24 protein-coding genes are annotated in these 25,583 nt (G+C 34.2%); 14 read left to right on the forward strand and 10 right to left on the reverse strand.

The features are described 5' to 3' along the window. Positions 1–8: 8 nt before the first annotated feature. The 4 genes from PC_RS08035 to PC_RS08050 are packed head-to-tail and all read right to left on the reverse strand — an operon-like array spanning position 9 to position 4,545. A complete protein-coding gene (locus PC_RS08035) occupies positions 9–1,325 on the reverse strand; it encodes a V-type ATP synthase subunit B (protein WP_011176225.1) in 1,317 nt (438 codons plus the stop codon). A gap of 17 nt (positions 1,326–1,342) precedes the next feature. After that, positions 1,343–3,124 carry a V-type ATP synthase subunit A gene (locus PC_RS08040; protein WP_011176226.1) on the reverse strand — a complete coding sequence of 594 codons (1,782 nt, stop codon included), beginning with the start codon at positions 3,122–3,124 and terminating at the stop codon, positions 1,343–1,345. A gap of 1 nt (position 3,125) precedes the next feature. Further along, entirely contained in the window at positions 3,126–3,905 is a 780-nt protein-coding gene (locus tag PC_RS08045) for a DUF2764 family protein (RefSeq protein WP_044045210.1), read from the reverse strand. 13 nt (positions 3,906–3,918) lie between these two features. Then, positions 3,919–4,545 carry a V-type ATP synthase subunit E gene (locus PC_RS08050; RefSeq protein ID WP_011176228.1) on the reverse strand — a complete coding sequence of 209 codons (627 nt, stop codon included), beginning with the start codon at positions 4,543–4,545 and terminating at the stop codon, positions 3,919–3,921. A gap of 613 nt (positions 4,546–5,158) precedes the next feature. Here PC_RS08050 and PC_RS11480 point away from each other — a divergent pair. From PC_RS11480 to PC_RS08075, 5 genes are all read left to right on the forward strand, one after another. After that, complete coding sequence (locus PC_RS11480) at positions 5,159–5,974, forward strand: hypothetical protein (RefSeq protein WP_011176229.1); 816 nt, start codon at positions 5,159–5,161, stop codon at positions 5,972–5,974. Positions 5,975–6,015: 41 nt separating this feature from the next. Further along, positions 6,016–6,294, forward strand: coding sequence for a hypothetical protein (locus tag PC_RS08060; protein WP_052278691.1), 279 nt, complete (start codon positions 6,016–6,018; stop codon positions 6,292–6,294). Further along, entirely contained in the window at positions 6,291–6,800 is a 510-nt protein-coding gene (locus PC_RS08065) for a hypothetical protein (RefSeq protein WP_044045211.1), read from the forward strand. The genes PC_RS08060 and PC_RS08065 overlap by 4 nt, the downstream gene beginning before the upstream one ends. Positions 6,801–7,344: 544 nt before the next feature. Further along, the gene (locus PC_RS08070; protein WP_181679106.1) at positions 7,345–7,674 is read left to right on the forward strand and encodes a hypothetical protein; all 330 of its coding nucleotides are present in this window, start codon (positions 7,345–7,347) and stop codon (positions 7,672–7,674) included. 188 nt (positions 7,675–7,862) lie between these two features. Further along, positions 7,863–8,120, forward strand: a complete 258-nt coding sequence (locus PC_RS08075) for a hypothetical protein (protein WP_042281325.1) — start codon at positions 7,863–7,865, stop codon at positions 8,118–8,120. A 184-nt stretch (positions 8,121–8,304) separates the two neighbouring features. Here the strand turns inward: PC_RS08075 and PC_RS08080 are convergent, their stop codons facing one another. Together PC_RS08080 and PC_RS08085 are read right to left on the reverse strand one after the other, a co-directional pair. Next, the gene (locus tag PC_RS08080; RefSeq protein WP_011174955.1) at positions 8,305–9,132 is read right to left on the reverse strand and encodes an IS982-like element ISPasp3 family transposase; all 828 of its coding nucleotides are present in this window, start codon (positions 9,130–9,132) and stop codon (positions 8,305–8,307) included. A gap of 86 nt (positions 9,133–9,218) precedes the next feature. Beyond that, complete coding sequence (locus PC_RS08085; RefSeq protein WP_011176234.1) at positions 9,219–10,994, reverse strand: hypothetical protein; 1,776 nt, start codon at positions 10,992–10,994, stop codon at positions 9,219–9,221. A 257-nt stretch (positions 10,995–11,251) separates the two neighbouring features. Here PC_RS08085 and PC_RS08090 point away from each other — a divergent pair, with 257 nt between their 5' ends. Both PC_RS08090 and tal read left to right on the forward strand, forming a co-directional pair. Beyond that, positions 11,252–11,644: a hypothetical protein gene (locus PC_RS08090; RefSeq protein ID WP_011176235.1), complete on the forward strand. Its 393-nt coding sequence runs from the start codon at positions 11,252–11,254 to the stop codon at positions 11,642–11,644. Between the two features lie 20 nt (positions 11,645–11,664). Beyond that, the gene (gene tal / locus PC_RS08095) at positions 11,665–12,633 is read left to right on the forward strand and encodes a transaldolase (protein WP_011176236.1); all 969 of its coding nucleotides are present in this window, start codon (positions 11,665–11,667) and stop codon (positions 12,631–12,633) included. A gap of 229 nt (positions 12,634–12,862) precedes the next feature. On the opposite strand, the gene PC_RS08100 is transcribed toward tal, so the two are convergent. The 3 genes from PC_RS08100 to PC_RS08110 form a co-directional block, all read right to left on the reverse strand. Continuing rightward, complete coding sequence (locus PC_RS08100; protein WP_181679107.1) at positions 12,863–14,110, reverse strand: hypothetical protein; 1,248 nt, start codon at positions 14,108–14,110, stop codon at positions 12,863–12,865. Positions 14,111–14,175: 65 nt separating this feature from the next. Then, positions 14,176–15,117 (reverse strand): hypothetical protein, encoded by a 942-nt coding sequence (locus PC_RS08105; protein WP_011176238.1) that lies wholly within the window; start codon positions 15,115–15,117, stop codon positions 14,176–14,178. 420 nt (positions 15,118–15,537) lie between these two features. Further along, positions 15,538–17,394: a hypothetical protein gene (locus PC_RS08110; RefSeq protein WP_011176239.1), complete on the reverse strand. Its 1,857-nt coding sequence runs from the start codon at positions 17,392–17,394 to the stop codon at positions 15,538–15,540. 326 nt (positions 17,395–17,720) lie between these two features. Between PC_RS08110 and PC_RS08115 the strand changes: the two genes are divergently transcribed. From PC_RS08115 to PC_RS08135, 5 genes are all read left to right on the forward strand, one after another. Continuing rightward, positions 17,721–19,103 carry a UDP-glucose dehydrogenase family protein gene (locus PC_RS08115; RefSeq protein WP_044045214.1) on the forward strand — a complete coding sequence of 461 codons (1,383 nt, stop codon included), beginning with the start codon at positions 17,721–17,723 and terminating at the stop codon, positions 19,101–19,103. Further along, positions 19,100–19,984, forward strand: a complete 885-nt coding sequence (locus tag PC_RS08120; protein ID WP_011176241.1) for a polyprenyl synthetase family protein — start codon at positions 19,100–19,102, stop codon at positions 19,982–19,984. Before PC_RS08115 ends, PC_RS08120 begins: the two co-directional genes overlap by 4 nt. Before the next feature lie 170 nt (positions 19,985–20,154). Then, positions 20,155–20,808: a sugar transferase gene (locus tag PC_RS08125; RefSeq protein WP_011176242.1), complete on the forward strand. Its 654-nt coding sequence runs from the start codon at positions 20,155–20,157 to the stop codon at positions 20,806–20,808. Positions 20,809–20,896: 88 nt separating this feature from the next. Beyond that, positions 20,897–21,415 (forward strand): hypothetical protein, encoded by a 519-nt coding sequence (locus PC_RS08130; RefSeq protein WP_011176243.1) that lies wholly within the window; start codon positions 20,897–20,899, stop codon positions 21,413–21,415. After that, positions 21,412–22,680: a replication-associated recombination protein A gene (locus PC_RS08135; protein ID WP_011176244.1), complete on the forward strand. Its 1,269-nt coding sequence runs from the start codon at positions 21,412–21,414 to the stop codon at positions 22,678–22,680. Before PC_RS08130 ends, PC_RS08135 begins: the two co-directional genes overlap by 4 nt. Here the strand turns inward: PC_RS08135 and PC_RS08140 are convergent. Beyond that, on the reverse strand, positions 22,675–23,178 hold the full coding sequence (locus PC_RS08140) for a hypothetical protein (protein ID WP_011176245.1): 504 nt from the start codon (positions 23,176–23,178) through the stop codon (positions 22,675–22,677). The two genes, PC_RS08135 and PC_RS08140, sit on opposite strands and share 6 nt — an antisense overlap. Before the next feature lie 374 nt (positions 23,179–23,552). On the opposite strand from PC_RS08140, the gene folD reads away from it, so the two are divergent. Continuing rightward, entirely contained in the window at positions 23,553–24,431 is an 879-nt protein-coding gene (folD, locus tag PC_RS08145) for a bifunctional methylenetetrahydrofolate dehydrogenase/methenyltetrahydrofolate cyclohydrolase FolD (RefSeq protein ID WP_011176246.1), read from the forward strand. Beyond that, the gene (locus PC_RS08150) at positions 24,428–25,501 is read left to right on the forward strand and encodes an FAD:protein FMN transferase (RefSeq protein ID WP_011176247.1); all 1,074 of its coding nucleotides are present in this window, start codon (positions 24,428–24,430) and stop codon (positions 25,499–25,501) included. The genes folD and PC_RS08150 overlap by 4 nt, the downstream gene beginning before the upstream one ends. The last annotated feature ends 82 nt before the right edge of the window (positions 25,502–25,583 follow it).

Here is a 25,583-nt window from a genome sequence, read left to right on the forward strand (position 1 = left end):
CCCCTCAATCACTTACTTATTTGAGCAATTTCTGGCCAATATTTAGAAATAACACTTTCCTTAATTCCAACTTCGCTTGCTAGAAAGCATTCTGCTAACGTTTCCCATCCAAGATCTAAAGCTTCTTCTAAAGTATAATTTACTTCTAAATTCATCATTCTTTCTTCAAATAAATGAGAATAAGTAAGAAGCTTTTCATCCCACTTAGAAAGTTTAAAACCCATAGCTTGCCGCTCTCTTGCTTTTTTGGATTCAGCATACAAACGAATCATCGCATTGGCTAAATCACCATGATCATCTCGAGTGACTTTCCCAATCACAAGTTGTTTCAAACGAGATAAAGATCCAAAAGGATCTATTTTACCATGGTGTAAATAAAACTGTCCTTCAGTGATGTAACCAGTATTATCAGGAACTGGATGAGTCACATCATCTCCGGGCATTGTAGTTACCCCAATAACTGTAATTGAACCGCTATCTTCGATAGAGACTGCTTTTTCATATCGAGATGCCAAATCAGAATATAAAGAACCTGGATAACCTCGATTGGAAGGGACTTGGTCCATCGTAATTGCTATTTCTTTAATTGCATCTGCAAAAGCAGTCATATCTGTTAATAGCACTAAAACATTTTTACCATCTGTTGCAAAACGTTCAGCGCAAGCAAGAGCCATATCTGGTACAAGTAAGCATTCAACAGCTGGGTCAGTTGCTCGATGAATAAACATCACAGTTTTATTAATTGTTCCGGCTGTTTCAGCATTTTCAATAAAAGCTTGATATTCTTTAAAGGTTAATCCCATCCCACCAATTATGACGACATCTGCATCAGTTTGATTCGCAATACGCATAAGAAGAGCATTATATGGCTCTCCAGGAACTGAAAAAATGGGAATTTTTTGAGATTTGACTAGGCAATTGAAAACATCAATCATAGGAATATTTGTTCGAACCATATCTCTTGGAACAATTCTCTTAACAGGATTGAAAGAAGTTGATCCAATATCAATTGACTCTCCTATAACCTGAGGTCCTCCGTCAATAGGTAATCCAGTTCCACTTAAACGCCTTCCAAGTAAAGTGTCTCCATAAACTGCTTGCATTTGTCGATTTAAAAAAGTGACTTGATCACTAGTTGAAATTCCACGAGTCGTCTGAAACACTTGTAAGGTTACTTGATCTCCGTCGATACGGAGTACGGAAGCATAAATATTTCTTCCATCTTTTAAATCTATACGTGCTAGTTCACCGAGACTAACTCCTTCAGCTGTTATCGTAATAAGGTTTCCACGCATATTATTGATTCGATCATAAACAATTTTCATATGATGGTATCCTTTAATTATTTCCGAGATTGTTGTTCGATAATGCTTTTAATTTCTGCAAATACCTTTCGGTATTGTTCAGTATCAAAAGAAATAAAATTCATGTTTTTAATACGATTTTGTAAATCCAAGAAAAATTCACGAGCTTGATCATGTGTATGAAAATCGAAAGTTGTGTCAAAAATTTGATTAATTAATTGAAACAAAGCTATTTGCCTTTTTAACGGGCAATAAGCATCTTCTTTGTCAAAAGCATTTTGCTGTAAATAACTAAAATCATAAAGCTCAGCTTTGAGATAAGTAAGCATATCTTCCATCGATATTCCCTCTTCTCCCACCACTTCCATTCGCTTTCCAATTTCATTTCCATTAAATAAAATATGCCGAGCTCGCTTAACCATTTGATCCCATCCATCAACTTGATGACTAAGTTCATTTCCAACTGTATCAACATACTTAGACCAAGATAATAATGGATCTATTGCTGGGTAACGTCTTGAATCAGAACGAGCTCTTGATAGCCCAAGGAAAGCACCTACCACTGATAAAGTTGCTTGCGTTACAGGTTCCTCGAAGTTTCCTCCTGCAGGTGAAACTGCTCCTCCGATCGTAATAGAGCCTGGTTTACCATGACGAAGAGAGACCACACCAGAACGCTCGTAAAACTCTGCTATTCGGGAAGATAAATAAGCGGGAAAAGCTTCCTCTCCTGGAATTTCTTCTAATCGCCCGGACATTTCACGCAAAGCCTGAGCCCATCTGGAAGTTGAATCAGCTAAAACTAGAACATCCAACCCCATCTGTCTATAATACTCAGCTATGGTAATACCCATATAAATAGATGACTCTCGAGCGGCAACAGGCATAGATGAAGTGTTGCAAATAATCACTGTTCTCTTCATTAGTGCTTCGTCAGTATGGGGATCAATCAAATGCGGAAACTCTCTTAATACTTCAACAACTTCTCCTGCACGTTCTCCACAAGCTACAAATAAAACAATGTCCACTGCCGCATATTTCGAAAGATGATGCTGCAAAACAGTTTTACCAGCTCCAAATGGCCCAGGAGTACAAAAGGTACCCCCTTTCATTAAAGGAAATTGTGTATCTATAATCCTTTCGCCGGTATCCATCATCTTAGTCGGCTTAATTTTTTCTCCATGGATAAGGGCATTTTTGACAGGCCATTTTTGAACCATGGTAAAAGAATGTTCTTGGCCGGATTCATCTATAGCTTTGGCAACAACTGTATCAACAGTGTAAGAACCTGAATTTATTACCCATGTTAAGCGATATTTTCCATATAATGAGAATGGAACCATAATAAAGTGATGAAAACGACCCTCTTTTGTCGAACCAATCCGATCTCCTCTGAAAAGAACATCCCCAACCTTAGCAGAAGATTCAAAATCCCATTTCCTTTGACGATCCAGCGCAGATAAATAAATTCCTTTTGGTAAAAAGAGGCCAGCTTGATCAGCAACATCCACTAAAGGATTTTGCAGACCATCAAAAATCGAACTTAAAAGACCCGGGCCTAATTCAGCTTCTAACAAATCTCCTGTAAAACTAACTAAGCTACCTAAACGAACTCCTTTTGTATCTTCAAATACTTGAATTTTAGCTTGATTACCAAGAATTTCAATTACTTCCGATTTTAGTTGAAGGTTGTCCACATGAACCATAGCCACTTCACCTTGTCGAATATTTCCTTCAAATGTAACTTGAAGTAAGTTTCCAAAAGCTTTAAGAACTTTTCCTTGGGCTTTTTTTTCTTTTCTAGTCTCTAAAGTTTTCATGCTATGTTCCCCTCACAATCCTATCGATGATTTCTTTTCCCTTCTGTTTGTCTAATTCAAACCATTTTTCAAGGATGACAAGCTGTATCGTATAAGCTAAAATTCGATCGATCGAAAATTTGTCATTTTCTTCTACCGTTTTCTCAATATATTCAATTCGGTATTGATCCAAAGCTTTCTCTAAATCAAATGGATGATCAGCAAAATTCTCAAAAATTTCTCTCAAATTCAGAAATTTTTCTGGCAATTCAAAATTTCTCGCATCTTTTTGAGCAAGTAATTGAGCGATCAAGTTCTCTTCGGGATCTTCGTATTGCAGTTGGATACTCAAATCTCTTCCTAACTTTTTAGCACGATATCCTGTCCACACCAATCTCAATTCTCTTTCAAAACTGAAATAGTTTTTTAAAAAAAGATTTTTTTCTGATCCAGCTTTTTGAAAAAATTTTGCTAATAAAAATGAAAAATGATGAATTCGTTCTTTTTTACTCTCATATTTAAGCATAAAATCATAAACATAAGAGGGCAATCCAACTTGAGTTGCTAAAGCTTCACTAAGTTCCAATGAGTTTAATTCTCCTCGTGGATCTAAAGGTTCGCCTAACCAATAAGAGCGTAAATTTAGAATATCGTAATAATGCCTAATGAGTTGAATTTTTTGATAATCTTTTGTAGAAAGATTATCCTTTAGCAATCTCTCAAGTTCTTCAAATGTTATCTCAGGGGGGGCATCGAACGAAAGTGGCGAAAGTGAAACTCCAACGTAATAATAATTAGCCATGAATAAAACCACCTCACTGGCTAAAAATTAACTGTCGAAAATCTTTTCTAACGTAATTGGCAAGAAGTTCTTTAATCGTTTGATCGCTTAAATCCACGGTCATTTTTTTACCATGCAATTTTATTTGAGCTCCTCCAGCAAATTGACCAATCTCTAAAGGTTTTCTTTTTAATTTTTTTCGCACACCATCTAAAAGCAGTGCGCTCACATCATCTGCGGAAACAGCACGAGGAATAACAGCGGTTAAGTCTGTGTTTAATCCGTCTCTATCGATGGCTTTTACTATACCATTGATTAGCTCCGCTATTAATTTAGGATCCGAAAGCTGTTTTTCTAAAACACTTTGCAACTCTTCATTAAATAAATGATATTCGATTTCTTGTTTGAGAGATTCAATAGTTTGTTTTGAAGCCTGTTGCAAAGAAGAATGAAAAACATTTCGCTCTTGTTCGATCTGCCCTTTAGCTTGTTTAATATACTGCTCAGCATGCTGCTCAGCGTTAGCAATAATTTCTTTGGCTCGCAAATGAGCAGCTTCAATAATTTTTCGAGCCTCTTCCTGCGCAGGTTCAATTGTTTGATGTCTTATTTTATCACAAATTCGTTGAATTTTTTCTTGTCCTTGCTCAAGTGATTTCATTTGCCAACCAGAAAATTAATAATTTAGATTTTAATATTTATGCACCAAACCTGTAGATAAGCACGTAAACATGAACGGATCAATAAACAAACTTTGCTTATTTCTTAAAAAAGAAGCTTACAAAAAAAGAAATTTTTTTAAAGATTCGTCAATTTATGCAAATTTTTCGCCGGTTTGGTTTCAACTAACTAAAATAAACAGAGTTGCTATCCCTGGTTACTCTAGCGGATTAGAGATGTAATTTTCAAGCGTTTTATCGAATAATTATTCAAAAGTTCGTTTTTGTCTATTTTAAGAAATAGCTTATGAAAACAAATGCATAAGGGAAAATTAAAAATAGAGATTAGATTGAGGTGCATTACTATTAGAGAAAAAAAACAAAGGTTGGCTGCCTATTCTACCCAACAAGACAAAACTGAATTTATAATCATGTTTAATTTAAATTTACTTATCTGATTGGTTTTCTAAACCACTACTTAAAAATTTCTTCACATGTAAAACCTGAGTCATTATATTGATTTACTCTGACAAAGTTGATTTCAAGTTGGTTCAAATTAAATTGACTGCATAAACATTTGTTAGTTGCTTTCTATTTTTCAAGTTATGGGGGATCATGAAAAAATTAGCATTTTTTGTTTTATGTCTAAGCTGTTTGTTAGCAAAAGTATCTATTTTATCTGCAACACCTTCTAATCTTTCTTCTTCGACAGAATCGATGGACAGTGGAATTGTTCTCTTTACACCCCCTTCTGGTTGGAGAATGGCTGACCCAAAAATACTCCCAGAAAGAGTCAAATTAATGGTCGTAGGGCAAGGTCCTTCTGCATTTCCCCCTTCCATGAATTTGAGTTTAGAACCTTATTCAGGATCGCTTAAACAATATCTTAAAAGTGTAAAAAACACTAATATGGCTCAGGGTTATCAATGGAAAGATTTAGGAACAATTCGTACAGAAGCAGGTAATGCCAGCTTATCTCAGGTTGATACTAAATCTGAATGGGGTAGTGTAAGACTTATGCATGTGATTCTTTTAAAAAATGGAGTCATTTACATTTTAACAGCCTCAGCATTGCAAGATGAGTTTTCTCAATTTTACAAAGATTTTTTCAACTCTATGCGTTCTTTGCGAGTTGCGAAAGAAGCATTTGAAATGATCGTTAATACACAGCAAAGAACTCAACTCAAAAATGCGGCACAAAAAGTCAAAAATCAGTGGGAAAAAGAACTCTCACAAAATATTAAAGATAATCCAAATGACACTTTAGAAAATATAAAAGAACAAACTTTTACAAGTAAAAATTTCCAAGCTAGTGTTTGGATACCTTTTAAGCACATGATTAACCAAAAATATAATGAGATGGGTGCTGAATGGCAATCACTTCTTTTGAAACAAGTCGAAGATGACCTTTTTGAAACATCCGTCAACTAAATTAAAACGATAACATTTAGATAATGATATCAGGAGGAAAAATGAATTTTTTAAATAAGTGGATCGTAATCGTTACAGCCATTGTCATGACAGGTTTATCTAACCAACAATTAGAAGCTGTTACCTACGTTACAGATACCGGTGGATATGCGTATGATGAGTCAAGAACAGCTACTAATTTAGCTCCTGCAATTGCTCTTGGAACAGTAGCCATCGTTGGTATTATTGCTATTGCTGTGCAAAACTCTCATCATTCATCTTCATCCCATTCATCTTCTAGTAGCCATACAAATACAGGGTATTACAGCCATTCCCAATGATAAATTATTTTCATCTAGCGCAAAAAATCATGTTCTTTTGCGCTATTTTTAATCTCAGCTCTTGCTCACAAGCTTCTCGACAATGGCAATACCACCCAGTCTTGACGAACTCTCCTCGTTTTAATTTTGGAAGGTTATTTTTACCCGCAAATTCAGATCCTGCACGGCTCACAATGGAAATCGTGAAAGGAAGGTCGGGAATTCGACTCTATTTAAATATCCTTTTTTTACAGGCTCCACCTTGTAAAGAAGATTCCACCCTTACAAAAGTTGACCTCTTTTTTGAAGATAAAATCATTTCCCTTTATCCTCAAATTCTTCAAGGGGGGCAAAAGTTACTTTTTTCCTCTAATGACACAAATTTCATCATTCAGACTTTATTAGATAATTTACCTTTTACAATTAAATTTGGAAGACATGAACTTTATATTCCCTTAGAAAATTTTTCTAAAAGTTATAATAAATTGATGTCCCTTACTGTTGAAACCTATCCTCCTACTTACTAGAAAAGATAATTTTTCAGAAAATTTAGAGTTTTTAAAGCCTATCTAATTAATCATCCTTTATTTTATGCTGAAGAATCGTTAAATAAAAAGATTGCTAAAATTTATTTTTTAACAGATAAAAGATCCGTAAAAACCTGAACAATAAAAAGACAAATTTATCAGTAGATCTTCTTTTTAGCCGCTTTTAGCAATACAATTTAAAAAAGATCTAAATGCTGGATGGTAAAAGTTTTTTAGTTGGAATTATTATAAATTTGAGTTTTAGATTTACTTTCTTGAAACCCAACGTCTCGGTAATTTATAAAAATTGGTTCAAAAAAATATGAATTTCTATTTTCAAGGACTGATTTTTTCCTATATCAATGCGAATGATTCAAGAAGAATGATCCAAAATCTAGTTTATAAGCAGATTTCTGCCTTGATCATTTAATGACCCATTAACTCTAACCATTCAAGTTTTATGAATTTGCCTATTTGTTTTGACGGGTGGGAAATATCTCAAAGAAAAATGAAAAAAATGCCTTGTCATTTAAAGGGATGGATTATGCAAGTAGCTCGAAAATTTGTCACGTTAACTCTCTTTTTTGTCTTAGTAACACATTCCATATATGGACAGTCTCGTTATAACCAAGAATATGAATATGATGATTGCTTTGATTCAGCTTATGCACAAAGTAGCCGTACGGCTCATTGGTCTGCTTATGTACCCATCGTAGCACTTATTGCAGCCGGCATTATTTGGTCTATTGCTGATAAAGATCATAAAAGTTATAGCAGCCATGCCAGTTCAAGTAGTCAAGATGGTTTAGGACCACTAGACAGCAGTAGTTATAACTATTCTGGTTATTCGCTTGGAAGTGGCTATAACCATTAGAATAATGGAAATTGTTGCTTTTGCTAAAAAAATGACAATTGATAAAAAAATTATTGCGATAATTTTATCTTTAGGTCATAACAGTGAAATGTAAAGCTTTAGAGACACCTCATTCGTTGTGAATGTACCAATTTTACACTGATGTTTTTCAGTCTCGGACGTGACACGTATCAAAAAGGAATAAAAACATGAAAAAATTATTGATGTTGACAACCGCAATGGCTATGTTAGTAGGTCAAGTGCAGGGTCAAGAATACTATGATGAAACTCAAGCATATGATGACAGCAATAGAGCATCTACAATGTCTGCTCTTCTTCCTATCGGTGCTTTAGTTGTTGCTGCAATCATCATTGCTACAACGGATCGCCACCACCATCATCACCGTGACAGCTCATGCGGCTCAAGCTCACACGCTCACGCTCATTTTAGCTCATCGTCTCTATAATGCTAAATATTCAATAGAGGGAAATTGCCCCTCTATTGAATATTATCTCTTTCCTTCCCAGCACATCTTTAGTTCAAACAATAAATTTTCAATCGATTCAAAATATTGTTCTATAAAAAGAAATTTATTGCGATATTGGCCATCTATATCCTTAATTTGTATATTAAATGTAAGTTGCAAATAACTAATTTATTAAAAAATTTGTTGCAGCTGCTACTAGAAATCCTAAAACTTTAATTTCAAACCCATTAGACGTCGTTGCATGAATTTTTCTAGGCATCAGTCTTGATATCACGCCAAATACTCCCTCAATAAATTTTCTAATGTGCTTCAAATTTACAAAATCATGTAAATCGATTGAACGAAGAGAATTAGATTTTGGCTCCACTATGAGCTTGATGTTTTCTATCTTTTCAAGCATGTCTTGATGCTTATAATCGACATAGGCAGAATCTCCATAAATCTTACTGCCTGCGGGTAAGTTTCGTTCCATGTATTTAAAAGGAACAGCATCATGCTCTCTGCCTGGACAAAGGATAACTCTAAAAGGGCACCCATCTTGAGAAGCTAAGACTGTTACTTTCAATCCATAAAAATATTCTCGCTTACTAGCATTATACCCTCTAAATTCCTCTCCTCGATAAATTCTACAATTTTGAATTCTTATATTTCTACAAACAGAAACAGGAAATGCATCAACAATATATTCAAAAGGTAATTTTCCAAAGTTTTTTAATTTTTGAATAAACTCAAGAATTTCCTCCCACCATTTCATGGGTATTTGATGAATTCTTCTATTTAATGCGCTCTTACTCAGTTTATTCATGATATATCTATGCTCAATAAGAAATTTTCGGGACGTTTCCATATTTCCGTAAAAAAATCTCATTCCTACTAAATTTATCAACATAATTTCCGAAGTAGACAGTTTTGTATTTGGCCAATCTTTGTATCCAATCGAAAGGATGTAGTCGTCTAAAAGGCAATAAAGTGCTATAATTTGTTCTTCCATGGCTTCAATCCTTGTTATTTGTTCCACAAAAACAATTTAAGGATCTGAGGCCTTTTTATTTACATCTAAATTTTATTTTAACTTAGTTATTTGCAACTTACATTATTAAATAGAAACTGTCCAAATAGATATCGATATTCTAAAAACTGCTGTTTTAAGCGATCAATAGTTTCATCAAGGAATGGATCTAGCGATTTTTCTTTCTCTGTTCGTTGAACAATCGCTAAAAAGTCTTGTAAATAAGTTTTTATATCATTTTTATCTAACTCTACCTCATAGGTATGAACATAGAATTCCCCTTTTTTCATCCAACCTTCAACTCGATCTATCAATAATTGAAATCGCTCTACTCGAAAGGCGTGGGCTGGATCATGAGTAAACTCGCCTAATCCTTTATGCTGCCAATAAATTTCATGAAAAGCTGGAAAGCCATGTAAGACGTGATATTTCCAATCTTCACGCATTGCTTTAGCAAGGATACCATCAAAATAACTGATGATTTCAAGTTGATCGCTTCCAATTTCATCACAAAGTTGCAATTGACTAATTAATTGCAAAGCTCGATTTTGCATCATAGAGCGAGAAATTAAAGGCTGCTCCATTTCATGTAAAAGCTTTTCAATTACCTCATGTGCTTTATTTTCCAATAGTTGTAAAGTCAGCTTATCGCGCTCAAATGCTTTAAAAAGCTTTTCATATCCTTTATTTAGCTCATCTAAAAAATACATTAAATGCATAAGTTTTTTAGCTCTTATAGGCTCAGGACTAACGATCCATTCAGAAAATCCCCATCGAGAACCCACATATGGATCAGGATCCGTTTTAAGAAGGAAAGTTCGGTAATGTCCTATTGTTTTTAATAATTGTTGAAGTTCATATTGGTAGTGATAAACAGAATTTTTCAATTCCTCCGATTTCTCTTTAACAGAATCCTCATCTTTATCTAATTTTTTCCAAGCTAAACTACTATCAAAAAAAGCTTTTTTAAGGATTTTGTGATATTTTTTTAAAACATCTTCTATAGTGTCGAAATTGGCAATGTTTTTTAAAGATCGAATTGTTTCCTGGCTAAGTAAATCTTTTGGTTTGGAATTTTGCTCTAGTGTTTTTAACAATCGAAATACATCCACATACAAATTCTGCTCCGCAATACCTAATTGAGCAAATGCTTGAAATGTTTTCATTTCTTCTAAGTCAAATTCAATCTTAATACTAATTTGTATGTAGTTTTGATAGCATGTTTCAAAAGCTTGATACTCTTTTTTTAAAAAAATTTCACTTTGATTTAAGTTTTTAGCGATCTGGGGATCAACAAAAGATTGCCAACCTAACATCCAATGATTGAATAAAGTTAACTTTGCATTACAATATTGAAAATATTCTTTTAGAGGCTTTTCTAAGCGGCGAACTGCCCAAGCGAGATCTTCGATATAATGAATAAGGATATTTTTGATCGCATAAACAGCTTTAAAAATTGAACGATGCCATCGATCTACCCTAACTTGTTTAATTTGTTGAAAGAGTTCAACAACGCATCCTTCTAAAACCTCTGTAAATTCCCATAAAACATGATTAATGTGTTGACGAAATTTACGATCTTGATCTTGATCAACTCTTTGAGTGTCGGTTTTAACAAACGTTCTCACTTTTTTTGTAATTCCTTCTACCGCATCTGAGAGTTTGAGAATTCCTCCCTCTTGGGATAAAATAGGACTGAAAGTCTCAAGATTAGTGGATGGAATAGCATTAAGAATTTGATGAGCTAGCCTTGTTTCCCTTTGATGTAAATACAGTTCTAATTGGTCAACTATCTTTTGATCTAAATCATTTAAACTATAAAAATCAAGAGAACGCCAAACCATAAATTCTCCTAATGCACGATTTTGAATTTTTCAACCCTTATATAAGCAAATTCCGCGAAGTATTCCCAAAAAATGCCCCTTTATCTTTATTTTACCAAATTAGTTGATTTTCTAAAAAAAACTTGACATAAATTTGAATTATTACATAAATAGTTCATTATTAAATAATTAAAAAATTTAGTTAAAAAATGGAAAGCTATTGCTTAGACCATTTAAACCTGATAAGATAAATAAAAATCAGTAAGGTCTTAATTTTTATGCAAAAAGGACATCTTCTTCAATTTTGTTGCCAGACATGTCAACATCTCATTCAATTTTCGGTATTTGAATTAGAAAAAGCAGAACAAGGGAGAATCCCTTGTCATGAATGTGGAATAATTTATGACTTCAGTGATGAATCTTTGTTAAGGCAACTACGTAAGTTTGAAAAACTTTGTCGCCAAATACATCTTTCTGAAGAAATTTTATCTAACACTTCAGTCGGTATTTATCTCAATGATCGAGAAATCAAAATTCCCTATAAATTACTCCTAACTCGTTTGAATTCTACTTTGGATTTAACTGTGGGGGATCGCCCTTTAACGATTACATTTCGAATTGAACCAACTTTAGAAATGCCCTCTTTAGACACTTTTTCAAAAACACATTAAAGCCCAGGAAGGAGATCTTCATGGAAAAAAATAAATTAGATCAACTTAAAAGCATGACAACTATCGTCATCGATACAGGTGACATTGAAGCTATCAAGGAATACAGCCCAACTGACGCTACAACAAACCCATCATTGATCTTATCTGCTGTAGAAAAACCTGCCTACAAACCTTTGATGGAAGAAGCTTACCACTACAGCCAAAAAGCTAAATCTTCTGGGGAGCAAATTTCTTTATTCTTAGATAAATTATTTGTTAATGTCGGTTGTGAAATTCTAAAACTCATTCCAGGTCGTGTTTCAACAGAAGTGGATGCTCGTCTTTCTTTTGATGTAGAAGGAAGTATTCAAAAAGCACAATCTCTTATCGCCCTTTATAAAGAAATGGGCATAGAAAAAGAACGGATACTTATTAAGCTGGCTTCCACGTGGGAAGGTGGCCTTGCGGCTAAACAATTAGAAAAAATGGGTATCCACTGCAACATGACACTTCTTTTTAGTATGCCACAAGCAATCCATTGTGCAGAAGCACAAGCCACTTTAATTTCCCCTTTTGTTGGACGCATTCTTGACTGGTATAAAAAACACGATAATGTTCCAGGTTATGCTCCTGCAGAAGATCCTGGTGTTAAATCTGTAACAACTATTTATCACTATTTCAAAAAATTTAGCTATAAAACGCAAATTATGGGAGCTAGCTTTCGTAATAAAGAAGAAATCTTAGAACTCGCTGGCTGTGATTTATTAACCATTTCACCTCACTTTTTACAAGAACTTCATGATGCAAGCGGAAATGTCGAACAAAAACTCGATGCAGCTAAATCTAAACAATTGAATATTGAGCCTATCAAAATGAACGAAAAAGCATTTCGGCTCGCCCTTAATGATGATGCTATGGCTACCGAAAAACTTTCTGAAGGAATTCGTAATTTTGCTAAAGATGCGCAGAAGTTAGAAAAAATGCTTCGAACTACATACAAAATTGGTTAAAGAACTTTTCATGTCATCGTTAAGTATGTTTTTACAAAATTTTACTTGACGATGCTTCTTATCTTACTTCATTCAATAAAAAAATCTTATTTATTGCGAATAACCCTCAAGACAACTACAAATAGGCTCTATTTTTCTCTTTTCATATAAAAAGAGAAATCCGCATAAAAATTTATCTTACTATGATTCATAGTTTGTGGCTTTTTTTAAAAAGGCAAAAATCTTATTTTTAATTTATCTCATTTAATTCCAACTTTAATCTTTTAGCCGCGGAGACAAATCGATCTAATCTCGAACGATGACTAGAGCGATTTCGAATGACCAAAGGAGGCGTTAAAAGTAAGTTTGTTAGCTTCTCATTATTTTCGATTAACTCGTTATATAGCATCCATAACACCATTAATGAGGGGCCACGATCCATTCCCTGCTTGCAAGTGATATTCATCGATGAAGGTTTCCACTTCTCTTGAAGAGAATTTAAAATAGCAAGATAGGTAATTTCAATAAAATCTTGCCTTTCTTGCCGATTCAAAAGACGGACGTTTTTAAATATGACAAAATGGACATGGTTTAAAATTTCCTGTAATGTTTCTTTCCATTTCCCAGGCTCTAAATGCTTTGACCAAAAATAATGGCTTTCGATTCCACACATTTTATTTAAAAAAATCTCTTTAAACTCTTCACTATCGAAAATTTCAGGATAATCAGATGCATATTGCCAATAAAAAGAGGAATTTTTATCAAGTGTGATGATTGATAAATTTTCTCTCCTATCTTCTAACCTCTCCAAAGCTCTCGTCAAAGCTCCTTCTCTTCCTTTTCTTTTCATCAAATTCACATAGAAGTGATGAGGTTGATTTTTTAAAAAAAATAAGAATTCTGGTGAAATTTGAGGTGTTGACCAAAAACCGCGTGATTGACAAATCGGTTGTCCTAGGCGAATTAACCTTGTCTCTTTAACCAAAGTAATAAAGGCAGGAAGATTTCCTTGGAGAAATTGATCTTCAAAAGGCGCTTGGTGCTGAATACTGCAAAATTGGGGATGATTATGCAATTTTTTTTGAGTTTCTACTAAATAAGAATAAAGATCGCATTGAGGAGGATTAATAAAATGATAAAGGAACGCTTCCATTTCTGGTTGTAAATTAACATGTAAAAATAACCAATTGACAAAGTCTTCGAAAAATTTTTTAGAGTTTTGTTCCTCTTCTCTGTCATGCTCAGAAAATTGTGCTAATTGCCTAATTTTCCTTAGAAATAATTCGTGAGAAGATCGAAGTTCCTCCGCTTTTTCAAAAGTTTTTTCAATCTCTTCCAAAAGTGATCGGATAGCTGTATTGTAATTTGTTGCTGTTGCTTGTTGAACACGCTTATATAAAGGATGAGTTAGAACGTAATGTCTTAATTTGATTTTATATTGTTTATAGATAGAAGACTCAAAAACATTTTTAGATTCTTCTATGAATTTCGCTGGCAAATTGCACCAACCAATGAAAATGAAGCAAACAAATGTTAATCCGATCAATACTTTCTTCAGAATCATTATTCTACGCTACCTGCTGATTGAGAAAATGTAAATTTTCGATCTAAAATCACTGATAGTTTTTTTTCTAGGTGATCTATCAACTCTCGAGAGTATTGAGGATACTTGGAAGAAAACCATTCCTGGAGTTTTGAAGCTACTTTAACAATATTTTTTTGATAAAATTCTGGCTGTTTCATCCGCTCATCGACGATCAATTTCCCAACATCTAAGTGAAAAACTTTATTTTCTCGGCAGCCGATGTTATGCATAATTCCATAATCTAAATCATAAATTCCTTTTTGATATTCAGAAAGATATAGACCTAAAACTTGGTCGACGCGTTGCTTTGCGATTGATAAATTACCTTGATTAAGAAGATAAGTTAAATCTTGACTTAACATTTCACCTTTTTCTTGAAGGATGTAAGAAACAGTTTCTAAATTTACTTTTCTTTTTTGATTACCTTTATCGACTAAGGTAATCCATTTAGAGAGGTTTGAGGGGTTAAGTTGAATGAATATTAACCCACTCTCTCGTTTAAGAAGATCGTAAGCTAGTTTATGTCCCTTCAAAACTCTCATCAATTTTTGCTTTTTTTTAGCAATATGTTTATCTCTATAATTTTTGAATGGATAGGAGTTGGGTAGTTTTTTTACTAAATAACTTGGCTTGAAGCGCTTAAATTTAAAAAATTTTAATACATATTTTTGATCTTCGCTAGAGAAAACATAAGATTGCCCACCTTCGCCTAAGTAAGAGAAAGGTTGTTCTAGAATTTTATCAATCTTAGCAAGTTCTTTAGGAATCGCTGTGATTTCCCATTTAAATTTATAACGAGCATGTGAAGTGAGATTCCTGGAATCCAGTTCATCTTCTAAAATTAGAAAATAACTGATTAATCCTATAGGAGCAAAGGCTAGAATCCCCCACCCTAAGTTTTTAAATCTAAAAAATTTCATTTTACCTTAAATCCAATAGAAATGATTCAAATTAAGGCCAAAGTCTATCAAACTGTTTTTTCTTATATTTTTCTCAAAATGACTGCTGGATAAAAAAATGAAATTATTCAGCAATTAATGTTAAAATAATAATTATTAAGGTGTTTTTTGACAAATTAGAAGATGGATAATTTTGATAAAAAGGGAAAAATGGAGGAGTTTTTTACCTTACGCAGAACGAAGGCTCATCCAGCTAAAGAAAAATCTATTTTATATTTTTACAACCAATAAAATTAATAGCACTACCCTTAAAAAATTTAAAAGAAATTTAGTTAATTTCTTTATATAAATGAACTGAGAAAATAAATTTTAAGGGTCAATATCCCACTTAGTTTAAACTTTTGCCTGCTTTTGAACTCTTTGCTAAACTTCCTAATAAATTCATTCATTCATCGGCATAACAGAAACAGCACCAAACACATCGTCGTCGGATGCAACAATTACATCAGGCATACCGTTTGATGGAGTACTTAATGTAGAAGTTTCAGATGCGGAAGCTGTGGGTACTGAGGAATTTTCAAGTCTATCAGCATAAGGCGTTTCTTCTTTTTTCATCAAATGCCCTAATTGTTTTTGAACAAATAATAATTGATTGTTCGTTTTGATTTCTTGATCAACTTTGTGTAATAATGCATCCATTTGTTGTTCTTGTTTTGCAATAATGCTTTCATCCACATCAGGTTGATTTCGCAAATTGACTTTAACCTGTTGGAGTTCTATTTGTTTAGATTGCAGTTTTCTTTGAATATTTTGGAAACTGTCAAGTTGCCTAAATAATGCTTTAAATTCTTCAAAAAACAGGTTTCTCTGTTGATTGTAATAAATTTCTGCTTCTGACGTGTCTGAGCCTTTAACTTTCAATTGAATAAGAGCTTGTTTACTGGATAAGTAATTAATCACAACTACTGGTAATTCAAGACTGCTCAAATCGGCTTCCCCCTTTTTCAATTCCTCAAGTAAAGTTTCAAACTTCTTTTTGTCTTGTGCTATCATCCCTTGCACTAATTCATGTTGTTCAATTTCTTTTTGAAGACTATTTATTCTAACTTCAAATGAATTCATTTCGTTTTGTTGTATTTTAATATAAGCATTTACCCCACCTTTCATTTTTTTTATTACTTCTATAGAAGTCAAATTGGCCACTGACACGTTAGCATTTAATAACCGACTTTCTTTGGATACTTCCGCCTTTTCTTGTTTAGCTCGTTTTAACGCGATTGTTCCATCTTCTCCCATTTCTCTTGTATATTTTTTCTTGAGAGATTGAGTTACATCAACTTCACCAGCCATGACACGTTCTACCCCAACCACTTTGTGAGATTCTGGATCGCGTGCATAAGTCAAATTAAAACTTGTGGTTTCAGTCTCTGTTTTTCCATCAATAGCTCCTTTTTGAATAGATCTTGAAACATGATAAACAGCTAAAAGCGCTTCATTCTCATTATTTGCATTAGAGAAAAACTCTCTTGTCAACTTTAAATGCATTTTTTCAGGAGGATCCGTCTCGGTCTTTAATTCAACTACATAATCAACGCTAACTTTAAAAAGTCCTACCCCATGGTCGTTGACATAACGTTCAACTTTATAATTAGGAATAACATTATTTCTTTCCGCTTCTTTAAGTTTTCCATCTAAACTTGATTTAATCTTAACAGTCGCATTCTCAAAACCAGCAACTTGTTTTGCTTTAGCAATTGCATCCGTTAACATCCGCTGAGGGGGAACATTAATATTTGTATTAACCCCCATATCTTCGATTTTATATGTTTCCCCTGCCTGCAAGGGAGTTGTTTGGGTAAACTGTAATTCGATATCACTTTCAACATCAGATTCAATCCCTATATCAGAGTTATCAGCTCCAATCGTCCTAGAAGCATCTTCTAAATCTTGAATAGGGTCATCATCATCTACCAACGAAGAAGAGGTATCTGGCAAATTGCCATCAATGATCTCATCTTGTGGAGCAACAAGTGGGGTAACAGCTTGATTAATTCTTGTAACCACATCCTGATCTATGGGAGCTAATGTCACACTGAAATCGCTTATTTCAAATGTGGTATCTGGCAGTCCTTGTATTTTTGGTGCCGCAACCAAAGAAGTCGTTGAATCATCACCTGTCAAATCTGAAGTTCTATGTACCCCTATTTTCCCCCCTTTATAAACCTCTGAAGGAGGTGGCGAATTATCTGAAATAGAAGAAGTATTTCGAGAAGGAGGCTGCCAATTGGAAACAATCATATATGAACCTATTTATTAATTTCTAATTTTTATTTTATCATAATTAACTATTGATCATCAATAAACAACTATATAGATAAATAAAATTAAAATTTATAATAAAATAATATACAATAACAATAAATAATACATATTTCATGCCAAATTTGCTATTAATCTTTCTAGATGAAATTCAGAAGCCTTTCATCTATTTTTTCTTTGATCGAAAACGTATTTATTCAAAAATAAACAACTTCTAAATAAATATGTTGTTTTAAAAACTATAAGCATGCAGCAAAAACGTTAAGTCAGTATAATATTTGCTTTATTCGAAAGAAAGGACATGTATGAATCTTCTTATTATTGGTGTAGGATATGTAGGACTAGTGACGGCCACTTGTTTTTCCGAAATGGGTTATTATGTCACTTGTTTGGATATTAATAAGGAAAAAATTGAACAATTAAAACTAGGCATGATCCCTATTTATGAACCTGGGTTGGACGAAATGGTAAAACGCAACATAAAATCTAAGCGTTTGACTTTTACAACCAATTACTCCTCTTCAGTTCCTCTCGCTAATATTTGCTTTATTGCTGTTGATACACCTACAACGCCACAAGGAGGAGCTGATACTTCTCAAGTCGAATGTGTTGCAAAAACGTTGGGAGAGTTTATCAATCATTATTGTATTATTGTAACGAAATCTACAGTTCCTGTTGGAACAACGCATCGAGTTTCTGCTATCATTCAAAATGCTTTAGAAAACAGAAATTGTCATGTGGAGTTTGATGTCGTTTCTAACCCTGAATTTTTAAAAGAAGGAAATGCCGTTCAAGATTTTATGAAACCTGACCGAATCATTGTAGGATCGGATCACGCTCGTTCAGCCAAAATCATGCGTGAATTATATTCTCCTTTTATGCTTAATCATGAACGCTTACTGGAAATGGATATTTTATCGGCAGAACTAGCAAAATATGCGGCTAATGCCATGTTAGCGACACGTATTTCCTTTATGAATGAAATGGCAAGGTTATGTGAAAATGTGGGGGCGAATATTGGGTGGGTTCGTAAGGCAATGGGAGCTGACGATCGAATTGGACATAAATTTTTATATCCTGGTGCAGGTTATGGTGGATCATGCCTGCCAAAAGATGTAAAAGCTCTAATTACTCAAGCGAAAGAATTGGGCCATCCTCTTTCTTTATTAACGGCAGTGGATGAGATTAACCAACACCAAAAACATATCATAGGACAAAAAGTTAAAAATTACTTTGCCGATCATGGAGGACTTAAAGGAAAAACCTTCGGAATTTTAGGCCTTTCATTCAAGCCCGATACAGATGACATGCGAGAAGCTTCCTCATTAACTTTAATTAAAGATCTCATTGCAGAAGAAGCTTTATTAAAAGTTTATGATCCAGTCGCTATTCCGAAAGCTCAACAAATACTTTCAGCTCATACTTGCATTACATGGTGCCAAACAGAACTCGAAGTAGCTGATCAAGCAGACGGCCTAATTTTAATGACAGAGTGGAAGCAGTTTCGATTCCTCGATTTTCCACTACTTTTAAAACGCATGAAAGGAAAAGCTTTTTTTGATGGACGTAATCAATATCATCCGGAGGAAATGGCACGTAAAGGTTTCGATTATTTTAGTATTGGACGATCTGCAGCGTACGCAGAAGATCTCTCACTTCAAGTTGGAAATATAGGTGGCGATGTATGATGGATGTTGCCAATTATTTACAAACACAAAGTCAGCTTATTGAAAAACGCCTGGATCAACTTGTCTCCAAACGTCACGGCCCTCACCAAAATTTAATTGAAGCTGCTCGTTATGCTCTTTTAAGTGGAGGAAAAAGGCTACGTCCAATTTTAGCTTTGACAACTGTTCAGACACTTCATGGAGATATTCAAGAAGCTTTATCTCCTGCTTGCACATTAGAACTTATCCATACTTATTCTCTTATTCATGATGACTTACCTTGCATGGATAATGATGATTATCGAAGAGGAAAACTGACTGTTCATCGCCAATATTCAGAAGGCCACGCCGTTTTAACGGGAGACTTCCTTTTAACATACGCATTTGAACTTTTAGCGACCGATAAATATTTGACATCTGAAAAAAAAGTTAAACTTATTACTATTTTATCCAGACAAAGCGGATACGATGGAATGATTGGCGGGCAAGCCTTGGATTTAGCCAGCGAGGGACAAAAAATTAATCTTGAAACCCTTCGATTACTTCATCGTAATAAAACAGCTGCTTTGATTACAGCATCTGTTGAATTCGGAGGAATTTTAGCAAATGCAACAGAAGAACAGCTCGCTCATATCCGGGAGTTTGGTGAAAATATTGGGCTGGCTTTTCAAATCACTGATGATATCCTTGATATCACATCAAGCGAAGCCAAACATGGGCGAAAAATTGGGTCTGACATCCTAAAAGATAAATCGACTTATGTATCCTTACTTGGAATAGAACAAGCCAAAGCATACGCTTTAAATTTTTATCAAAAGGCCATTAATGCTTTAAAACTCCTTCCCTATGATAATTCTTTTCTAATACATTTAGCTGACTTTATTATTCATCGTCATTATTGACTGATTTTAATCAAGTTTTTAAGTGATTTGGTATTTTTTCTGAATTTTTATAAATTGACGATTATTTTAAAACTGATACTATTATAGACCAATGAAAAATAATTATTATAGTCCTTGGTGGTTGCGAATAGGTAGTTTTTTTAGATAAATAGTATAAGGAAAATGCTTTTATGAATTCGGTAAGCTCTGCGCACTCCTATCAAATTAGACATTATCCACTTAAAAGAATTTTTGATATTACCTTTAGTATTTTTTGCTTACTACTGGGAGTGCCTATTTTTTTAACCATTGCTTTGGCTGTTTGGCTAACGTCTCCTGGGAAAATCATTTATTCTCACGAGAGAATTGGCCGCGGAGGGAAGTCTTTCCGATGTTATAAATTTCGCACCATGTATCAGGACGCAGACCAGCGATTAAAAGACATTTTAAATGAAAATTCTCATCTTAAAAAAGAATGGAACAACTGCTTTAAATTAAAAAATGATCCTCGAATTACTTCTATAGGAAATTTTTTAAGAAAAACATCTCTTGATGAACTTCCTCAATTTTGGAATGTCCTAAAAGGAGATTTGAGCGTCGTAGGTCCTCGTCCAATCGTGCAAGCTGAAGTGGATAAATATTTAGGTTTAAAAGCTTATAAAATTTTATCTATTAGACCCGGATTAACAGGCCCCTGGCAAGTCTCCGGTAGAAGTGATATTAATTGTTATCAAAAACGAATTTTATTAGATGAGTATTACGTAGACCACCGCTCAATGGTTTTAGATCTAAAGTTGATTGCCAAAACCATCCCTACCATGTTATTCTCTAAAGGTGCTTATTAATTTGATCTTTGGTTTTTTTACTCAAAAATACTTGCTACTAAGCGTTATTAACTTTAGTCTTTATATTTAGCTTTTTATAAAAATAATCATGGGTCGTCTAAGTTTATTATTTTTTTACACATTGGGCCTAACACTTATTTTACCTATTTTATTACCGCACCTTCCCCTCTTATATTTCGCTCCATTTCTAGTTATAGCCATCTATAAAAGAGAAAAGACCGATTGTTTATGGCTCGCTTTTCTTTGTGGTTTATTTGTAGATTTACTCTCTTTTCAAATGAGATTAGGATTTTACGCCTTAAATTATGTGTTAACCATCGAACTCTTATACTATTTTAAACGTCATTTTTTTGAAGATGGATTATATACCGTATCTATTTTGACAAGCTTGTTTAGTATTTTATTTGTTGTTATCCATGTCTCATTGTTTTTTATGTTTGGCCATGGGCTCAAGTTAACGGGTGCTTGGGTAAAAAACGATTTAATTTGGATGCCGATTTGTGATGGCATTTATGCTCTCCTGGTTTTTAGCTTACCCTCTCTTTTTTTACCCAAAAGACAGGTTTTTAGAAGAAATAAAGTGATTTTACAAAGAGAGAACAAATGATAAAAAAAGTTCTGCCTCTCGCTGAACAGCTACGGCCTAAAAACTTAAATGATATTGTCGGACAGGACCACATTTTAGGAGAAAACGGGTTAATCACTAAAACGATTGAATCTCAAATACCCTTATCGGTTATTTTATGGGGGCCGCCAGGCTGCGGTAAAACCTCTATTGCTCGCCTTTATGCACAAGCATTCAATATGCAATTTATTTCGATGAGCGCAATATTTAGCGGTGTGGCGGATTTAAAAAAAACGATTAAAGAAGCACAAAATCAACCTCTTTTTCACAAAGGAACTCTTTTATTCGTTGATGAGATACATCGGTTTAATAAATCTCAACAAGATGCATTTCTTCCTTTTGTTGAAAATGGAACGATTATTTTAATTGGAGCTACCACTGAAAATCCTTCTTTTTATTTAAATGGAGCTTTATTGTCTCGGCTCCGAGTCTTGCCGATTTATCCCTTAGATGGATTTAGTCTCGAGCAACTTTTAGAACGCTATGAAAAGCAATTCGCACCATTGCCTCTAACTGCAGAAGCTCGTCATTGGTTAATTACTTGCGCGCAAGGCGATGGTCGTTACTTATATAACTTAATAGAAAATTTAAGGTATGCCTCAAAGCAAATTTTAGATATCCCTTTACTTGAAAAAATTTTTCAAAAACGCTCTCCCCTTTTTGATAAAAGAGGAGATCAACATTATAATCTCATTTCAGCATTGCATAAGTCTGTGAGGGGATCTGATCCAAATGCCGCTATTTATTGGTTCACGAGAATGTTAGAAGGTGGTGAAGAACCTCTTTTTTTAGCCAGACGTTTGATTCGCATGGCAGTTGAGGATATTGGATTGAGTGACCCGCAAGCCCTTCCCTTAGCAATTGCAGCAAAAGATGCTTATGAAATGTTAGGTTCTCCTGAAGGAGAACTTGCCCTCGCAGAAGTCGTCATTTACCTTGCTTTGGCTCCCAAAAGTAATGCAGTCTATCGCGCTTTTGGAATGGCAAAAGAAAGCGCTTCTAAAACAAGCTATTTAAACCCTCCCTTAACAATTCTCAACGCGCCAACTAAAATGATGAAAAACTTAGGTTATGGAAAAGACTATCAATATGATCCTGATTTACCAGAAGCATTTTCCGGACAAAATTATTTTCCTGACAGCTTAGAAAAGCAACATTTCTATGAGCCTGTCGAAAGAGGGTTCGAACGCGAGCTTAAAAAACGATTAGAATATTTTGAACAATTGCGACTTAAAAAGAAATTATGAAGATGGAGAAGTTTCATGTTCCAAAACCTTCTTGGCAGAAGTTTGTTCTTTGCGAATGCAATCTATAAACATTTTACTTTTAGCTAACTGCATCTTATCTAAAAGAATTTGAATTTGATTTCCATCAGTAATGCCGTGATTTTTTAAAACTTTCGCAAAAATCTCATAAAGAGTTTCTCGATAAATTTTAATAGCAACATCCCGTTGACTAAGATCTTTAAAAGGATTCGGATCTAGTTTAGAAGCTTTTTCGGCCACAATTTTCTCTAATTCTTGTCCTTTTTGAGCCAGCTCTTCTGCAATTGCCCTAGCTTGCTGCTCCTGAATATTAGATTTGAGTAAAATTTTTCTGACAAGGATCTGAGGAAAATAAGCCATCAACTCCTGCTTAGTACATACTGGTGAATCGACATCTAAATCCGCATGCTCGGTAGCACCAATGAGCTGAAAGCAACTTAACGCAATTGTACAATAGACATACGAAATAATTTGCTTCATGTTAATTCTCCTTACATTCAATCTTTAGAATTTCATTGATAGGTGCCTTATTTAAAGCGCTTTCGTTGATGCTCGCTTGTCTTATTTGTATCAGGTGGCTTATTTTTTCTCATTGTGGTTTTTTTACATTAAATTGACTAGAAAATTACAACATTCAATATAAAATTTTGGAATTCAAACAAATTTATGAAGAATTTCTAGAAAATTTTGAATATCTATAATCTCTAAATGACTCAATTATTTTAAGCAAGAAAAACAAAAATTTTAATTATTTTTTCACGAGATAAATAAAGCATTAAAATTTAACTTCGACTCTTTTGAGGTTAATAAAAACTTGCTATAATAATCTACTTGAAAAGAAACGAGGAAATGAAATGATTATTGATGGAAAGCGAATAGCAGAAGAAATTCAACTGGAAATCAAAGAACTCATCCAACAATCTCTCTGTCGCCCTCCTTGCTTAGCTGTTTTAATTGTGGGTAGCCATCCTGCCTCTCAAATCTATGTCAATCGTAAAACTGCAGCTTGTAAAGCGGTTGGTATTGCTTCTATCAAGTGTGAATTACCTTTCACGATTTCTGAAGAAGAATTAATTCGAGAAGTCGAAAAGCTCAACGTTGATCCCCAAATTGATGGAATTCTTGTTCAACTTCCTCTACCTCCTCACATCAACTCTAATCGGGTTAATTACCATATTGATCCTCAAAAAGATGTCGATGGTTTTCATCCTCTCAATGTTGGAAAAATGCTGATTGGTGAATTAGATGGTTTTTTACCCTGCACTCCTTTCGGCATTAAAACATTGTTAGAACGCACTGGCATTGAAGTTTGTGGGAAACATGCTCTGATTATTGGACGAAGCAATATTGTGGGTAAACCAATGGCAGCTTTGTTAATGCAATCATATCCTGGAGGAAATGCAACCGTTACAGTAGCTCATCGATATACCAAAAATCTCAAAGAACTCTGTTTACAAGCGGACCTTATTATCGTAGCCATAGGCCAACCTAAATTGATTACAGCAGATATGGTCAAAGAGGGGGTCATTATTGTCGATGTAGGTATCAATAAAATTCATGATTCTTCCAAAAAAAATGGTTACCAAATTGTAGGAGATGTCGATTTTGTTAATGTAGCTCCCAAGTGTGCTTTTATCACACCAGTACCCGGAGGTGTAGGACCAATGACAATCGCTATGCTTTTATATAATACTCTATTAAGCTATTCGAAATCGCAGAATTTAAACTTGTGAATACAATCCATTTATTTACTTATATTCGCTCCTTGCAAACTTTTACTGCCAAATTTCGCTCTTTATTTATGCTTATTTGGATGAGTTTTAGTTTTCTTTTGATGGAAGGTTGTCAAACTTCTCAATCTGAAGTTGTAACCACTTTTCAAGATGTCGTCATGACAGTACAATACCGTATCCTAGTGGGGAATTCTGTCTCAGAGGTAGACAAAATTCGTATTCAAACGATCATCGATTCGACATTTGAAGAAATTGATACCATCTACAATAAATGGAATCCCCAATCTGAAATTTCTCGGTTGAATTCTTTAAAAGCCTTTCAAACAATTCCCCTTTCTCCTCAATTATTTCAATTATTTAAGCAAATTGATGCACTGGTAATTTTATCCGAAGGGCTTTTTGATCCAACGATAGAGCCGTTGCAAAAACTTTGGAAAGAAAAACTAAACTCTCAACAGCTTCCCTCTCCAGATGAAATAGCTCTCATTAAACCCTCTATTGGGTGGGATAAGATTCATTTTGAAAAAGGAATCTTTTTTAAAGAAAATTCTTTGACAGAACTTGACCTAGGAGGAATTGCTAAAGGTTTTGCTATCGATTTGTTAATTTCTCGCTTAAATGAAGCTGGATTTCCCAATCTTTATGTAGAATGGGGAGGAGACATTCGGACATCAGGCCGCCATCCTGCAAAAAGACCCTGGAATATTTATATCAGTCATCTCGATAGTACCGACCCTAAAGATGCGATTGCCTTTTTATCCCTCAACAATCAAGCAATTGCCACGAGCGGAGATTATTTCCAATACTGGACAGTCATAAGTAACAACGAATTACAAACCTACTGTCATATTTTTAATCCTTTAACACTCTCCCCATTAAAAATTCGTACAGGGTCTATTGCTAGCGCCAGTTTAGTTGCAAACGATTGTTTAACTGCAGATGCACTTGCAAAAGTCATGATGTTATTTGATTCTAAAGAAGAAGCAGAACAATGGGTAAAAAAAATGCAATCGCAAATTCCTTCCTTAGCTTATTGGATGTTAATTCGAGCCTCTTTTAATCCCGAATAAAATCTTTAAATTCTGGGTAATGATGTATGTTAAAAAAGAATTATAAACTTCAATTTTCAAAAGCCATTTTCAACTTTTCAGT

Source organism: Candidatus Protochlamydia amoebophila UWE25, assembly GCF_000011565.2.
In the GTDB taxonomy this organism is placed as follows: Bacteria; Chlamydiota; Chlamydiia; order Chlamydiales; family Parachlamydiaceae; genus Protochlamydia; species Protochlamydia amoebophila.